This is a genomic window from Uliginosibacterium paludis (assembly GCF_039631355.1).
GTDB classification, from domain to species: domain Bacteria; phylum Pseudomonadota; class Gammaproteobacteria; order Burkholderiales; family Rhodocyclaceae; genus Uliginosibacterium; species Uliginosibacterium paludis.
Genome location: NZ_JBDIVF010000002.1, coordinates 252,255 through 267,950, shown reverse-complemented (window position 1 = coordinate 267,950; position 15,696 = coordinate 252,255). Strand labels below are relative to the sequence as shown.

Sequence of the window (15,696 nt, the reverse complement as noted above, 5' to 3'; positions counted from 1 at the left end):
TTTAATATTACTCTGACCCCTTTTATTTGTTCTTGAGGCACTTGCTCAATCGTCCTATAGTTCAATCCCTTACGATCGCGAGTGGTATGCCGGGCAGGCACGCGGTCCGATGAATATCCGGTTTCGGGAGTGAAATCATGCAAGAGCGCCAGGGACTTTACGATCCCGCCAATGAACACGACGCCTGCGGCGTGGGCTTCGTTGCCCACATCAAGGGCAAGAAAAGTCACGAGATCGTCCAGGGCGGTCTGCAGATCCTGAAGAACATCGACCATCGTGGTGCCGTGGGTGCGGATCCGCTGATGGGGGATGGCGCCGGCATCCTGATCCAGGTTCCGGATACCTTCTATCGCGAGGAGATGGCCGCGCAGGGGGTCAAGCTGCCCCCGGCTGGCGAGTACGGTGTCGGCATGGTTTTCCTGCCGAAGGAAGCCGCCTCGCGCCAGGCCTGCCAGCAAGAACTGGAACGTGCGGTGCGCGCCGAAGGCCAGGTGGTGCTGGGATGGCGTGACGTGCCGGTCGACCGCGAAATGCCGATGTCGCCCCGCGTGCGTGCCAAGGAGCCGGTGATCCGTCAGATCTTCGTGGGCCGTGGCCCGGATGTGATGGTGACCGAAGCGCTCGAGCGCAAGCTGTACGTCATCCGCAAGATGGCGAGCCATGCCATTCAGCAACTCAAGCTCAAGCACGGCAAGGAATACTACGTGCCGTCGATGTCGGCACGCACGGTGATCTACAAGGGCTTGCTGCTGGCCGATCAGGTCGGCGTGTATTACAAGGACCTGGCCGACCCGCGTTGCGTCTCGGCGCTGGCCCTGGTGCACCAGCGTTTCTCGACCAACACCTTCCCCGAATGGCCGCTGGCTCACCCCTACCGCCTGGTTGCCCATAACGGCGAGATCAACACGGTGAAGGGCAACTTCAACTGGCTGCGTGCCCGTGAAGGCGTCATGCGCTCGGCCGTGCTGGGTGACGACCTGAAGAAGCTCTACCCGGTGGCTTACGACGGCCAGTCGGATACAGCTACCTTCGATAACTGCATCGAACTGCTGACCATGGCGGGTTATCCGCTTGCCCAGGCCGCGATGATGATGATCCCGGAAGCCTGGGAGCAGCACACGCTGATGGACGAAAACCGCCGCGCCTTCTACGAATACCACGCCGCGATGATGGAGCCGTGGGACGGCCCCGCGGCCATTGCCTTCACCGATGGCCGCCAGATCGGCGCCACGCTGGATCGCAATGGCCTGCGTCCGGCACGCTACATCGTGACGGATGACGACATCGTCATCATGGCTTCCGAAGCCGGCGTGCTGCCGGTGGCCGAGAGCAAGATCGTCAAGAAATGGCGTCTGCAGCCGGGCAAGATGTTCCTGATCGACATGGAAGCCGGTCGCATCATCGACGACAAGGAACTCAAGGACGCGCTGGCCAACGCCAAGCCCTATCGCGAGTGGATTTCGCGCATCCAGATCAAGCTTGACGAGGTGGATGGTCCCGAGCCCGAGCTCGAGGAGCGCGCTTCGCTGCTCGATCGCCAGCAGGCCTTCGGCTACACCCAGGAAGACATCAAGTTCCTGATGGCGCCGATGGCCGCGAGCGGCGAGGAGGCGATCGGTTCGATGGGCAATGACTCGCCGCTGGCCGTCATGTCCAACAAGCACAAGACGCTCTACAGCTACTTCAAGCAGTTGTTCGCGCAGGTGACCAACCCGCCGATCGACCCGATCCGCGAGGCGCTGGTGATGTCGACGGTGTCCTTCATCGGTCCGAAGCCCAACCTGCTCGACCTCAACAACATCAATCCGCCGATGCGCCTCGAGGTGTCCCAGCCGGTGCTGGACTTCAAGGACATGGCGAAGATCCGCCACATCGAGAAGTACACCGACAACAAGTTCAAGTCTTTCGAACTGGATATCTGCTATCCGGTGGCCTGGGGCAAGGAAGGGGTCGAGGCACGCCTGGCGTCGCTGTGTGCGCAAGCCGCAGAAGCCGTGCGCTCGGGCTACAACATCCTGATCGTGTCGGACCGCAAGCTCGACGCGCAGAACGTGGCGATTCCCGCACTGCTGGCAACCAGCGCGATCCATCAGCACCTCGTCAAGCAGGGCCTGCGTACTTCGACGGGTCTGGTTGTTGAAACCGGTTCGGCCCGCGAAGTGCATCATTTCGCACTGCTTGCCGGCTACGGTGCCGAAGCCGTGCATCCCTACCTGGCCATGGAAACCCTGCGCGAGATGGCGCTGGGCATGTCCGACGTCGATGGCGACAAGGCCATCTACAACTTCACCAAGGCCGTCGGCAAGGGTCTCAACAAGGTCATGTCGAAGATGGGCATCTCGACCTACATGTCCTACTGTGGCGCGCAGATCTTCGAAGCGATCGGCCTGAACAAGGCGCTGGTCGAGAAGTATTTCCGCGGCACGCCGTCGAACGTTGAAGGCATCGGCATCTTCGAAGTGGCCGAAGAGGCCCTGCGGCTGCATGGTGACGCATTCGGCAAGGCACCGGTCTTGGCCGACCAGCTGGATGCCGGTGGCGAATATGCTTTCCGCATTCGTGGCGAAGAGCACATGTGGACGCCGGACGCGATCGCCAAGCTGCAGCACTCGACCCGCACCGGCAACTTCCAGAACTACAAGGAATACGCGCAGATCATCAACGATCAGAGCAAGCGCCACATGACGCTGCGCGGCCTCTTCGAGTTCAGGATCGATCCCGCTCAGGCCATTCCGCTGGACGAAGTCGAGCCGGCCAAGGAAATCGTCAAACGCTTCGCCACCGGCGCCATGTCGCTCGGCTCGATTTCCACCGAAGCGCACTCCACGCTGGCCATTGCCATGAACCGGATCGGCGGCAAGTCGAACACCGGTGAAGGGGGTGAGGATCCGGCGCGTTACAAGAACGAGATGAAGGGCGTCTTCATCAAGAAGGGTGAGACCCTGGCCGGCATCATCGGCAAGGACCGCATCGAGCGTGACATCGAGCTCAAGGATGGCGACTCGCTGCGCTCGAAGATCAAGCAGGTCGCCTCCGGCCGTTTCGGCGTGACGACCGAATACCTCAGCTCGGCTGACCAGATCCAGATCAAGATGGCGCAGGGCGCCAAGCCTGGCGAAGGCGGTCAGCTGCCCGGCGGCAAGGTGTCCGAATACATCGGCAAGCTGCGCTTCTCGGTGCCGGGCGTCGGTCTGATCTCGCCGCCTCCGCACCATGACATCTATTCGATCGAGGATCTGGCCCAGCTGATTCACGATCTGAAGAACGTCAATCCGAAGGCTGACATCTCGGTCAAGCTGGTGTCCGAAGTGGGCGTCGGCACGGTGGCCGCGGGCGTGGCCAAGTGCAAGGCCGATCACGTGGTGATCGCCGGTCATGACGGTGGCACGGGCGCGTCGCCCCTGTCCTCGATCAAGCACGCCGGTTCTCCGTGGGAGCTCGGTCTGGCTGAAACCCAGCAGACGCTGCGCATCAACGGCCTGCGTGACCGCATCATTGTTCAGGCCGATGGCCAGATGAAGACCGGCCGCGACGTAGTCATCGCCGCCTTGCTGGGTGCCGACGAAATGGGCTTCGCCACTGCGCCGTTGGTGGTGGAAGGCTGCATCATGATGCGCAAATGCCATCTGAATACCTGCCCGGTCGGTGTCGCGACGCAGGATCCGGTACTTCGCCAGCGCTTCTCGGGTCAGCCCGAGCATGTGGTGAACTACTTCTTCTTCGTCGCTGAAGAAGTGCGCGAACTGATGGCCCAGCTTGGCATCCGCAAGTTCGAAGACCTGATCGGCCGCGCTGATCTGCTCGACAAGAAGCGTGCGATCGAGCACTGGAAGGCACAGGGCCTGGATTTCGCCCGCGTTTTCCATGTTCCGGCCGTCGAGTCGCCGAGCCGCGTCGTCGCGACGCAGGATCACGGTCTCGAGAAGGCGCTGGATCACAAGCTGATCGAGAAAGCGGCTGCAGCCCTCGACAAGGGCGAGCGCGTGTCCTTCATCCAGCCGATCAAGAACGTCAACCGCTCGGTCGGTGCGATGCTCTCCGGCGAAGTCGCGACGCGATACGGGTTTGATGGACTGCCCGATGACACCATCCACGTCCAGATGACCGGCACCGCCGGTCAGAGTTTCGGCGCCTTCCTGGCGCACGGCGTGACCCTGGATCTGGTGGGCGAAGGCAACGACTATGTGGGCAAGGGCCTGTGCGGCGGCCGCGTGATCGTGCGCTGTCCGAACGACTTCCGTGGTTTTGGTCCGGAGCACATCATCGTCGGCAACACCGTGCTCTTCGGCGCGATCGGCGGCGAAGCCTATTTCAACGGCGTGGGCGGCGAGCGCTTCGCGGTGCGCAACTCGGGCGCCGCGGCTGTCGTCGAAGGCGTGGGTGACCACGGCTGCGAATACATGACCGGCGGCACCATCGTCGTACTGGGCGAGACCGGGCGCAACTTCGCGGCCGGCATGTCCGGCGGCGTGGCCTACGTCTATGACCCGGATGCGATTTTCGCGAAAAAGGCCAATACCTCGATGGTCGATCTTGACCCCGTCCTGTCGGCTGCAGAGCAGGGCGAAAAAATGGATCGTGACATCTGGCATGCCCCGAAGCGTGGCGCCCAGGGCGAAGCAGACGAAACCATCCTCAAGCGGCTCATCGAGAACCACTTCAAGTACACCGGCAGCCTGCGTGCCAAGCAGTTGCTGGAGAACTGGGATGAATCCCGCAAGGCTTTCGTCAAGGTCATGCCGAAGGAATACCGTCGTGCGCTCAAGGAACTGGCTGTCGCAGCACGTGCCAAGTCCGAAACGGTCGCCGCCTGAGAATCGAAGGAACAGAAATGGGAAAAGTTACAGGCTTTCTTGAGTTCGAACGCCAGGATGAAGCTTACGAGGCGGTCGAAACGCGCAAGAAGAACTACAAGGAATTCGTCATCGCCCTGAGCGACGACAAAGCCAAGATCCAGGGCGCACGCTGCATGGACTGCGGCATTCCGTTCTGCAACAACGGCTGCCCGGTGAACAACATCATTCCGGACTGGAACGATCTGGTTTACAAGCAGAAGTGGCAGGAAGCGATCGGGGTGCTGCATTCGACCAACAACTTCCCGGAGTTCACCGGCCGTATCTGTCCGGCACCCTGTGAAGCGGCCTGTACCCTGGGCATCAATGCGGCACCGGTGGGCATCAAGTCCATCGAGCACGCCATCATCGACAAGGCCTGGGAAAACGGCTGGGTCGTGCCGCAACCGGCCGCGAAGAAAACCGGCAAGAAGGTCGCTATCGTCGGTGGCGGCCCTGCCGGTCTGGCTGCTGCCCAGCAACTGGCCCGTGCCGGCCACGCCGTGACCGTGTTCGAGAAGAGCTCGCGCGTCGGCGGTCTGCTGCGTTACGGCATCCCCGACTTCAAGCTCGACAAGTCGATCATCGACCGTCGCATGAAGCAGATGGAAGCCGAAGGCGTGGTCTTCAAGACCGGCGTGTACATTGGCGAAGCCGATCTGCCCAAGGGCATCAACAGTGATGCCAAGGAAAAGATCAGCCAGAAGAAGCTGATGAAGGATTTCGACGCCGTGCTGATCACCGCCGGCTCCGAAGTGCCGCGCGATCTGCCGGTGCCGGGCCGCGAGCTGGCTGGCGTGCATTACGCGCTGGAATTCCTGATTCCGCAGAACAAGGAAGTCGCCGGCGACGGTGCCAACCCGATCAGCGTGAAGGGCAAGAACGTGCTGGTCATCGGCGGTGGTGACACCGGCTCCGATTGCGTGGGCACCTCCAACCGTCACGGTGCAGCAAGCATCCTGCAGATCGAGCTGATGCCCAAGCCCCCGGTGCAGGAAAACAAGTCCACTACCTGGCCGTACTGGCCGAACAAGCTGCGCACCTCCTCGTCGCACGACGAAGGCTGCCAGCGCGAGTGGGCCGTGACCACCAAGGAGTTCAAGGGCGAGAACGGCAAGCTCAAGTCCGCAGTGATCGCCAACGTCGAGTGGGCCAAGGACGAGAAGACCGGCCAGATGAAGATGACTGAAGTGGCCGGTTCGCAGCGCGAAATCGCTGCTGAAGCCGTCTTCCTCGCCATGGGCTTCACCAACCCGGTGGCCTCCCTGCTCGAAGGTTTCGGCATCGAGAAGGACGCCCGCGGCAATGCCAGGGCGACGACCGATGGCGCCGGCTGCTACGCCACCAATGTGCCCAAGGTCTTCGCGGCAGGAGACACGCGTCGTGGCCAGTCACTCGTGGTCTGGGCGATCCGCGAAGGCCGCCAGGCTGCTCGCGAGGTTGACGCTTTCCTGATGGGTGAAAGCGCGCTGCCGCGCTGAAAATGCGCGGTTCATCCACGGGGATGAACGGCGTGCAGCAAAAAACGGGTCGCCGGGCGACCCGTTTTTTTATCCGTCTGTTATCGGTTTCATATCTCTGTGACAAAGCTTTGCTGTAGCGTTCGGCTGCGCTGCCGTTAACCCGCCAACACAGGTGAAACGCTGCCTGACCTGCCCGCGTGAGCGGGTAATTATTGCCAGAGGCCTGAAACCGATGTTCCGCATCGAATTCGACGGGAAAATCCTTCCCGGCTTTGAACCACAGATCGTGCGTCTGGAAGTCGCCGTGCGCCTGCGTTTGCGTGATGTACAGGTTGAGCGGCTCTTTTCGGGCCGCACCGTCATCCTCAAGAAGCAGGTGCGTGCCGGCAACAGTGCGGCCTACCTGAACGAACTGCGCAGCATGGGGCTGGACGCCCGCCTCGTGCCGGTGGGCGAGCAGGTGGATACACCGCTGACCGGCCCGTGCAAGGCGGTTTTCTGGGGACGAACCCTGCCTGACTTCAACCGCACGGCCGTGATGACAGCGGCTGTGCGCAAGCTCCGCGTGAGTCCGGCCCAGCTCAAGCAGATTTTTTCGGGCGTGAAGGTTGTCTTGAAGCGTCGCCTCGACGTGGACGACGGCCGCATGTTCATCGCTGAAATGGCCGGCATTGGCATGCAGGTCGAACTGGAGCCGGACGAGCTGCCCCAGCCGCTACCCGAACCGGCGCCCGAGGCCGCTGCGCCGGCAGCCAGGCCGGAGGCTTCGCCCGACGCGCAGGCCGAAGATGCCGCGTTCGGCGCCTTGCTGACGACCGCCTGCGATCTGTCCGGAACGCCGTTCGCAGGCTATGACACCTCTTCCGACTTCGCGGCCGACGACGGCGAGGAGACGGTGATGGTCATGCCGCCTCCGGCGCCGGTCAAGCGGGTGCTCGCGCGCGAAGGCTTCGATGCGGCCAATCAGGACGGCTACCTGAATTGCCCCCACTGCGGCCGTTACCAGCCTGCGGCGGAGACCTGCGTGAGCTGTGGCGGCGTGATGCCGCCGCAGCGCAAGCTCTATGTCGGCAAGGCTGGCAGCTTCATCGACAACTCGCCGACCACCCTGGTCACACCCGAGCACGGCCGGGCCAACCGCCTGCATCCGGGCGAGCTTCCTGTACGCAAGCCCTCGCTGCAGGAGCAGCTGGAGCAGCAGATGGAGCGCCCCTCACCAGCTTCCCGCGCATCGCGCCGGATTCTGATCGTGCTGGTCATCCTGGCGGCGGGTGCCGCCGCCGCGTTCTTCTTCCTGCGGCGTTAGTCGCACGTCCCATCCGGCTCGGGGCAAGGCCCGGGCCGGATCGGCAACCCTACTCCTTTAGTCATACTTGCCAGAATCAGACACATGGCGGCCGGACATGCCATGAGAATCTTGCCGGGGCGTTTTCCGCATGTCCTAATGCCTCCTGCCGGTTAAAAACAACCAGGGCGGGCCGGCGAGTCAAGCAGCTCAGACTGCGCAAGACAGGAACGGGGAAAATGTATTGCATCGTATTCAACGGGCGAGTGCTGGACGGCCACGACCCCGCACAGGTGCGAGCCGCGGTCGCGGCGCGCATGAAGCTTTCGGCAACCGAGCTGGACCGGCTCTTCAGCGGGCGGCGTGCCATCCTGCGCAAGAACGTGCCGGAGTCTTCGGCCCAGCACTATCTCTCCATTGTCCGGGGGCTCGGCCTGAATGCCGCGCTGGCCAGGATGCCGGCGAAGGCCGAAGCGCGGACGCGTGCTTCCGGCAAGTTCAAGGTCGTATTCTGGGGCCGGGTCATCGATGGCTTTGCCCTCATCGGCGTGATGCGGGCCGCCGAGCAGCGCTTCGGCCTTTCGCGCGAGCAGACCGAACGGCTTTTCGAAGGGGACAAGGTTGTTCTCAAGCGGGGACTCACGGCGGAGCGCGCCTCGCGCTATGTGCGTGAGCTGGCGCTGATCGGCATGGTGATCGAGCTCGAGGAAGAACTGCAGGGCGCGCCGGTCGCGGCAGCGCCGGCGCCTGCGAAAACGGTTCGCCGGAGCGCGGCCGGGGAAGAGGCGTTTGCCGGCATGCTCGGCACTCAGTTTGAGTTGCCGCCTACCAATGATCCGGCGTTCGCAAGCCCCGATCCGGGGCCGGTGCCGGTTCCTGCCCCCCCTGCCGCGCAAGCCCGCCGTGCTCCTTCGGCCGCGCCTTCCGCAGCGGCCCCGATCCTGGCCAGCCAGGAGCGGGGCCATGTGCGCTGCAGCCAGTGCGGACACCGTCAGGCATGGCGGCCCCGCTGCGCGGTCTGTGGCGTGAACATCGATCGTCGCGAGCTTGACCGGCGCAGTCTGCCCAAGGTGCCGATGGATGCGTCCGCCCATGCCACGCCTACAACCGTGCTGGGCAACATGCCGGTGGGCCTCATGCGCAACAGCTCTGCGGCCCCCGCAGCACCGGCGCCCAGCCTGCGTGAGGAAATGCGCAAGCGCCAGGCCGGTCTGGCGCCGGCTGCCGAAACCGTGCGCAAGGCCTTCATCGTGGAGCAGCAGCGCCGGATCGTGGTGGTAGCTGTCCTGCTGGTGGCGCTGGTCTGTCTGCTCTGGTGAGCGTTGAACTCTTCCTGACTTCGGAAGTCAATGATTGAGAATCGTTTGCAACTGAGAGGGCCGCTCAGTATGATTTTGCGGCCTGCCGACCGATTCCATTCCCTGACTTCCGGAGTCCCGATGAGAAAACTGCTGTGTCTGGCCGTGCTGAGCACGGTTGCCCTGTCTGCCGCCCAGGCGGCCGATCAAGAACTCAACCTGTATTCGGCGCGTCACTATCAGACCGACGAAGCCCTCTACAAGAATTTCGAAAAAGCCACCGGCATCCGCATCAACCGCATCGAGGCGCAGGAAGACGCGCTGCTCGAACGCATCCGCAATGAAGGCGCCAACAGTCCGGCGGACGTTTTCATCACCGTGGACGCGACCCGCCTGGCCAAAGCCGACGAAATGGGCCTGTTCGCACCGGTGAAATCTGCCGTGCTCGAAGCGCGGATTCCGGAGCATCTGCGTACCGGGGAGTGGTTTGCGTTCTCGACCCGAGCCCGCGTGATCGTCTACAACAAGCTCGCCATCAAGCGCGATGACGTCCAGACCTACGAGCAGCTGGCCGACCCGAAGCTGAAGGGCCAGGTCTGCGTGCGCGGTGGCATGCATCCCTACAATCTGTCGCTCGGGGCGGCCATGATCGCGCACGAAGGCGAAGCGAAGACCGAAGCCTGGGTCAAGGGTCTGGTGGCCAACTTTGGCCGCGCGCCCAAGGGCGGCGACACCGACCAGATCAAGGCGGTGGCCGCCGGGGAATGTGGTGTCGCGCTGGCCAACTCCTACTATGTCGCTCGCATGATGCGGTCTTCCGCGCCGGAAGACCGCAAGGCAGTGGAGGCGATCGGCGTGGTGTGGCCCAACCAGAAGACCTGGGGCACCCACATCAACGTCTCCGGCGGGGGCATGCTCAAGACGGCACCGCACAAGGAGGCTGCCGTGAAGTTCCTCGAGTATCTGGCGTCCGACGAGGCCCAGATCTACTTTGCGGACGGCAACAACGAATGGCCGACGGTGGCGGGCGTGAAGGTGAAGAACCCTGCGCTCGACCGGCTGGGCCCGTTCAAGGCGGACACGCTGGAAATCGGCAAGACCTCGAAGGGCGCCATCCAGGCCCAGAAGATCTTCGACCGCGCCGGCTGGCGCTGAGCACGGGTAGCCGGGCCGGGCGCACCAGTGCGGCCGGCTCAGCTGGAGGCCTGCCACCAGGCGAGGCGTCCGCGCCCGTTGCGCTTGGCTTCATAGAGCGCTTCATCCGCACGCGGCAGCAGGGTTTCGGGGAGTTCGCCCTGCAGCCCTGCCGCTGCCCCGATGCTGCAGCCGACCTGAAGCGTCTGGCCGTCCACCCGGATGCCGTCCTCGAAGCAGGCCAGGATGCGCGCGGCCACGATGTTCGCATGGGACACCAGCTGGTCCGGCGTGCTCATCATCAGCACCACGAACTCGTCGCCACCCAGGCGCGCGAGCATTTCCTCGCGCCGCACGGCCTTGAGCAGACGGCGTGCGACTTCGCGCAGCAGATCGTCGCCAGCGGCGTGGCCCAGGGTGTCATTGACCTGCTTGAAACCATCCAGATCGAGCGCGAAGACCACGAATTGTTCGCCCGAGCGGCCGACACGGGCCGCCGCGGTTTCCATCTGCAGCTCGAGCGCGCGGCGGTTGTGCAGACCGGTCAGCGTATCGCGATGGGCCAGATGATGGAGCTGGGAGCGCTCTCTTTCGCTGTGGAGCAGGCTGTCGATCATCTGCTGCAGGGCTCTGGCGAGGCTGTCGACTTCCTCCAGGTGCGAGCCGGTCGGAATGCTGCGTGATTCGCCGTGGGCGATTGCATCGGCCGTCGCCGCAATCCTGGCCAGCGGCCGCGAGATGCGGCGGGCCTGGATCCAGGCCAGGAGCAGGATCCCGAGCGTCAGCAGGCCGGCAGCCACGCCCAGCTGCAAGCGAAGGGTTCGCACCGGGCCCAGTGCGATTTCGGCAGGCTGCCGCACGATCACGCGCCAGCCCAGGGTGCCGATCAGGCTGGTATCCGGCGGTTGTGCGCTCCAGGTCATCAGATAGCGCCTGCCGTCTGCCTCGGCATGCTCCTGCCATACCCGCGGACTGCCCGGTTCGAGCAGTCCGGAGGAGGCCGGCAGGGTGAAGCTTCCCTGCACCTCGGGGTCGCGCGAAACCAGCATGACCTTGCCATGGCGATCGATCAGATAGATCTCGAGCCCGACCTGCCCGTCATGACCGGTGCGCAGATCGTCGACCAGCTCCCTGATCCAGGCCCATCGGACCTTGCTGATCAGCACGCCTTCAAGCGCCATCTGCTCGCTCAGGATACCTTGCGAGATGCCCAGGAAGCGGCCGGAATCCGGCCCATGCGCTGCACTCCCGGCGTGCAGATCGAGCAGCGGCTCCGCATGGAGGTCTGCCACATGCAGCCCGTGGCGGGCCTCCCGGAAATCGGGCCAGTCGGTTACCGAGCGGCCGGTAAGCTGGTTGTTGCTGGCCGAGAGCAGAAGGCCCTGCGCGTCGGCGAAGCCGATCCAGGCAAAGGCGGGTTGCCGCATGAGCTTGTTGTCGAACAGGCGGCGGGCGGCGGCGCTGTCGAAATAGTCGGGCGTGGTCGCCAGCCATGCCAGCTGGATGACATCCTGGACGCGCTCGCCGAGCTGGTAATCGAGGGTCGTGGCCGTACGCTGGGCAATGCCGTTGAGTGAGTTGCCGATGAACTGCCGCTCGCGCTGCTCGGCCAGCACGCCCATGAGCAGCATCAGCGCAAGCGCGAAAGCGCCCAGCGGCATGGCCATGCGCAGGATGAGTTCGGTGCTCAGGCTTCGTGAAACGACGAAGTTCGGCATCTGCAGCGGGCGGGAGGAAGAGGTGCAGCGCAGCCGGAGGGCTGCCGCCAGTGAAAGCCTAGTCTATTGCCGGCTGATCTGTCGTGAAAGCGGGACGGCGGGCAATAGACCGACTGCAACAATCAGACAATCGAGCCTTTCCTGCGGTCGGTCTGCCACGCCTTGCACGAACCCGTACTTCATCGGCCTGACTGGCATGCAGCCCTGATGCGTGCATCAGTCCGCTTCGTCAGGAATCCGCTCCCGCCCGGCATTGCGGTTCGCCTGCCAGCCCGTCTTGCGGGGTGTCCATCGATGCCGGTCAGCGCAGTGATCGGATCAAGCCAGTCAGAAGCAGCAGATACAGCGCTCCAACGGCCAGGGGCAATGCATTCCACCACACGCTCAAGTAGCGCGAATCGATGACATGGAGCACCGGCAGCAATACAGCCACCCCTGCCGCGCTGCCTGGTACCAGCAGCATGCAGCGGTCCAGCAGGGTGCGCTGCCATGGCGCCAGCCTTGGGTTGCTCGCCAATCCGCAGGCCGAAAAAGCCACCAGCATGAACAGGGCATAGGCCAGCATCAGCTGAAGAAAAATGCTGCCCAGCAGACTCAGGACAGACATGGCTGCTCCTTGGGAAAATGGCTGCCTGAGTATGACGGCAGCGGCGTGATGCGCCATGAATCCGGCTGTGTCTTCATCAGTGCATGGGCGCTCAGGCCGTGCCGGTCCTGCTGATTCGTCGTGACAGCAGAATGACCGGCAGCAAGCCCACCAGCACGATGGCCAGTGATGCCGTGGCCGCTTCGGCCAGACGCTCGTCCGATGCCAGCGTGTAGGCCTGGGTGGCCAGGGTGTCGAAATTGAAGGGGCGCATCACCAGGGTGGCCGGCAGCTCCTTCATCACGTCGACGAAGACCAGCAGGCCAGCCGTCAGCAGACTGCCGCGCAGCAGCGGCCAATGCACCCGGCGCAGCGTGGTAGCGCGGCTGCAGCCAAGGCTGCGCGAGGCTTCGTCCATCGAAGGCGTGATGCGGGCGAGGCCGGATTCCACACTCCCCAGCGCCACCGTCAGGTAGCGCACGAGGCAGGCGTAGACCAGCGCGGTGATGCCACCGGTGAGCAGCAGACCGGGGTTGCTGCCAGTGAAATGCTGCACCGTTGCGGCCAGCCAGTGGTCGAGCCGGGTCACCGGAATCAGCACGCCGACCGCGATGACCGAGCCCGGCAGCGCATAGCCCAGCCCGACGATGCGATTCATGAAGCCCGGCAGCGGGCTGCTGGCCAGGCGTGCCGCATAGGCCAGCAACACGGCCAGGCCGACCGCGCAGGCGGCGGTGACGCCGGCGACCAGCAGGCTGTTGTGCACCAGATCCAGATAGCGGCTGCCGAACTGCGCATCGCCCTGATTGAAGGCCATGCGCAGCAGGAGCAGCCCGGGCAGCAGGAAGCCGCCGGCCAGCGGCAGCGCGCAGGCGAGCCAGGCCGCGAGGGCGGCGGGACCGTGCAGGCGGGCGCGCGTGGCCGGCCGGGCGCGCGGCCCGGCTGCATGACGGGCGCGGCCACGCGAGGCTTTCTCGAGTGCCAGCAGAAAGGCGACGCAGACCAGCAGGGCGGCGGCGAGCTGGGCGGCGGCAAGCCGGTCTCCCAGCGAGAACCAGGCGCGCATGATGCCGGTCGTGAAGGTCTGCACCGCGAAGTAGGACACCGTGCCGAAGTCGGCCAGGGTTTCCATGAGTGCCAGACTCACGCCCGTGACCAGAGCGGGCCGCGCCAGAGGCAATGACACGCGCATGAAGGCGGCCCAGGGGCCGAGGCCGGCCGAGCGCGCCGCTTCGGTCAGGCTGCCGGCCCGCTCGAGGAAAGCCGCGCGGGCCAGCATGTACACATAGGGATAGAGCACCAGTACGAACATCACGCAGGCCCCGCCGACGCTGCGTACGTCCGGAAACCAGTAGTCGGCCCGCGTCCAGTGGAAGGTTTCGCGCAACCAGCTCTGCACCGGCCCCACGAACTGCAGGAAGTCGGTGTACATGTAGGCCAGCACATACGCCGGAAACGCCATCGGCAGCACCAGCGCCCACTCGAACATGCGCCGGCCGGGGAATTCCGTCATGGCGGTGAGCCAGGCGCAGCCCACGCCGATCAAGGCCACGCCGGCCCCGACGCCCAGCACCATGATCAGGGTGTTGAGCAGGAATTCCGGCAGTACCGTGCTGGCCAGATGCGCCCAGGTTTCGCCGGTGCCCCCTGCGAAAACGCTGCCCGCCACCACGAGCACCGGAACGGCCAGGATCAGGGCGCAGAGAAATCCGGTGCTGCCGGTCAGGCTGAAGGCTTTGGGCAGACGAAGCGGAGGCAGGGGCACGGGCAGCAGGGACGGGTAAGGGCTTGCGGAGATTATAATGATTCTCATCTGAATCCCGGCCACGAATCCACATGTCCAGCCCCGTCCTCACGACGCGTGACCTGCGTCTTGCCTATGGCAGCCATGAAGTCGTTCACGGCCTCGGTTTCTCCCTCGCTGCGGGCAGCATCGCCTGCCTGCTGGGGCCATCGGGCTGCGGCAAGACCACCGTGCTGCGCGCGATTGCCGGCTTCGAACCGGTACGGGCCGGCGAGATCCGCTTCGAGGGCCGCCTGATTGCGGGTGAGGGCGTGCAGCTGCCGCCGGAAGCGCGCGGCATCGGCATGGTGTTCCAGGATTACGCGCTGTTTCCGCATCTGGATGTGGCCAGCAATGTCGGCTTCGGCCTGGGCCGGCTCGACAAGGCCGCGCGAACCGCCCGTGTCGCCGACATGCTGGCGCTGGTCGGCCTGGCGAGCGAGGCGCGCAAGTATCCGCACGAACTCTCCGGCGGTCAGCAGCAGCGCGTGGCCCTGGCCCGTGCGCTGGCGCCGAAGCCGGCGCTGGTCCTGCTGGACGAACCGTTCTCCAACCTCGACTCGGAAATGCGCGAGCGCCTGTCGCTGGAGGTGCGTGACATCCTGAAGGCCGCTGGCACCAGCGCCATTCTTGTCACCCACGACCAGCACGAGGCTTTCGCGATGGCCGACGAGATCGGCGTGATGCATGCCGGCCGCATCCAGCAGTGGGACAGCGCCTGGCAGCTCTACCACCGCCCGGCCAACCGCTTCGTGGCCGACTTCATCGGCCAGGGCGCCATCCTGCCCGGCGTGGTACGGGTGCCCGGCACCGTGGACATCGAGCTGGGCCGGCTTGGCGTGGCCATGCCGGATGAATATCTGCATGGCGGCGCCGAGTGCGAGGTGGATGTGCTGCTGCGACCCGACGACGTCGTGCATGACGACGCAGCACCCCAACAGGCGGTTATCGTTCGCAAGGCCTTCAAGGGTGCTGAAATCCTCTACACGCTGCGCTTGCCCGGCGGCGCTGAAGTCCTCTCGCTCGTACCCAGTCATCATGACCACGCCATCGGCCAGCAGATCGGCATCCGGCTTGATGTGGAGCAGGTGGTCAGTTTTCCCCGTGCCTGATCCGGCAAGGCCTGGCGCGGGCTTCAGGGAGTCTGCGTGAAAACCTCGCCGCTTTGATTGCGCGGTCGGCCGCCTGCGATGCGCTGGCGGGCTTTGAAGACGCCAGCGGCCCGATGCTGCAGCCTGGCGCGCTCCATGAGCGGATCAGCCAGCAGCTCAAGGGCCAATGTCCGCCTCGCGTCAGCATCCGCGAAAGTGATACGCCCGGCATCTCGATGTTCAACCCCCGGACCGCCGAGATCCTGATCAGCCGCAACAACCGCAAGCTGGTTAGCACCATCGCCGATGAAACCGTGCATCTGTGCATGCATCACATGTCGAGCGGCCGCGTCGTCGACTCCATCGAGCGGCGCGACGCCGATGCGGCGGTGAAGCTGATGGAGCAGCATCTGCTCACGCTGGAGGCAAATGTCTGCGTCGAGGCGGAAACGCCGCACAACAGCCTCGCCCGCATGCTGGACCTGCAATAGCCCGGCCCGGAGCGG

General features: G+C 64.5%; 10 protein-coding genes. 7 read left to right on the top strand and 3 right to left on the bottom strand.

What is annotated here, in order from left to right:
* Positions 1–137 precede the first annotated feature (137 nt).
* From ABDB87_RS06210 to ABDB87_RS06190, 5 genes are all read left to right on the top strand, one after another.
* The gene (locus ABDB87_RS06210) at positions 138–4,814 is read left to right on the top strand and encodes a glutamate synthase-related protein (RefSeq protein ID WP_345925099.1); all 4,677 of its coding nucleotides are present in this window, start codon (positions 138–140) and stop codon (positions 4,812–4,814) included.
* A gap of 17 nt (positions 4,815–4,831) precedes the next feature.
* A complete protein-coding gene (locus ABDB87_RS06205; protein WP_345925097.1) occupies positions 4,832–6,313 on the top strand; it encodes a glutamate synthase subunit beta in 1,482 nt (493 codons plus the stop codon).
* 154 nt (positions 6,314–6,467) lie between these two features.
* Positions 6,468–7,601 (top strand): hypothetical protein, encoded by a 1,134-nt coding sequence (locus ABDB87_RS06200; RefSeq protein WP_345925095.1) that lies wholly within the window; start codon positions 6,468–6,470, stop codon positions 7,599–7,601.
* 218 nt (positions 7,602–7,819) lie between these two features.
* Positions 7,820–8,899 (top strand): hypothetical protein, encoded by a 1,080-nt coding sequence (locus ABDB87_RS06195; protein ID WP_345925094.1) that lies wholly within the window; start codon positions 7,820–7,822, stop codon positions 8,897–8,899.
* A 120-nt stretch (positions 8,900–9,019) separates the two neighbouring features.
* Complete coding sequence (locus tag ABDB87_RS06190; protein ID WP_345925093.1) at positions 9,020–10,033, top strand: Fe(3+) ABC transporter substrate-binding protein; 1,014 nt, start codon at positions 9,020–9,022, stop codon at positions 10,031–10,033.
* Positions 10,034–10,071: 38 nt separating this feature from the next.
* On the opposite strand, the gene ABDB87_RS06185 is transcribed toward ABDB87_RS06190, so the two are convergent.
* The 3 genes from ABDB87_RS06185 to ABDB87_RS06175 all read right to left on the bottom strand — a co-directional run bounded on the left by ABDB87_RS06185 (position 10,072) and on the right by ABDB87_RS06175 (position 14,129).
* Positions 10,072–11,730, bottom strand: coding sequence for a diguanylate cyclase domain-containing protein (locus tag ABDB87_RS06185; protein WP_345925092.1), 1,659 nt, complete (start codon positions 11,728–11,730; stop codon positions 10,072–10,074).
* A 301-nt stretch (positions 11,731–12,031) separates the two neighbouring features.
* Complete coding sequence (locus ABDB87_RS06180; RefSeq protein ID WP_345925091.1) at positions 12,032–12,337, bottom strand: hypothetical protein; 306 nt, start codon at positions 12,335–12,337, stop codon at positions 12,032–12,034.
* Between the two features lie 91 nt (positions 12,338–12,428).
* Complete coding sequence (locus ABDB87_RS06175; RefSeq protein ID WP_345925090.1) at positions 12,429–14,129, bottom strand: ABC transporter permease; 1,701 nt, start codon at positions 14,127–14,129, stop codon at positions 12,429–12,431.
* Between the two features lie 23 nt (positions 14,130–14,152).
* Here ABDB87_RS06175 and ABDB87_RS06170 point away from each other — a divergent pair, with 23 nt between their 5' ends.
* Entirely contained in the window at positions 14,153–15,211 is a 1,059-nt protein-coding gene (locus ABDB87_RS06170) for an ABC transporter ATP-binding protein (RefSeq protein WP_345925089.1), read from the top strand.
* 53 nt (positions 15,212–15,264) lie between these two features.
* Positions 15,265–15,681, top strand: a complete 417-nt coding sequence (locus ABDB87_RS06165; protein WP_345925088.1) for a hypothetical protein — start codon at positions 15,265–15,267, stop codon at positions 15,679–15,681.
* Positions 15,682–15,696 lie beyond the last annotated feature (15 nt).

What these genes read in the sequence shown, in the direction of transcription:
- ABDB87_RS06180 (WP_345925091.1), bottom strand. Translation starts at nt 12,337, where the DNA reads ATGTCTGTCCTGAGTCTGCTGGGCAGCATTTTTCTTCAGCTGATGCTG.
- ABDB87_RS06205 (WP_345925097.1), top strand. Translation starts at nt 4,832, where the DNA reads ATGGGAAAAGTTACAGGCTTTCTTGAGTTCGAACGCCAGGATGAAGCT.
- ABDB87_RS06190 (WP_345925093.1), top strand. Translation starts at nt 9,020, where the DNA reads ATGAGAAAACTGCTGTGTCTGGCCGTGCTGAGCACGGTTGCCCTGTCT.
- ABDB87_RS06185 (WP_345925092.1), bottom strand. Translation starts at nt 11,730, where the DNA reads ATGCCGAACTTCGTCGTTTCACGAAGCCTGAGCACCGAACTCATCCTG.
- ABDB87_RS06210 (WP_345925099.1), top strand. Translation starts at nt 138, where the DNA reads ATGCAAGAGCGCCAGGGACTTTACGATCCCGCCAATGAACACGACGCC.
- ABDB87_RS06175 (WP_345925090.1), bottom strand. Translation starts at nt 14,129, where the DNA reads ATGAGAATCATTATAATCTCCGCAAGCCCTTACCCGTCCCTGCTGCCC.
- ABDB87_RS06170 (WP_345925089.1), top strand. Translation starts at nt 14,153, where the DNA reads ATGTCCAGCCCCGTCCTCACGACGCGTGACCTGCGTCTTGCCTATGGC.
- ABDB87_RS06195 (WP_345925094.1), top strand. Translation starts at nt 7,820, where the DNA reads ATGTATTGCATCGTATTCAACGGGCGAGTGCTGGACGGCCACGACCCC.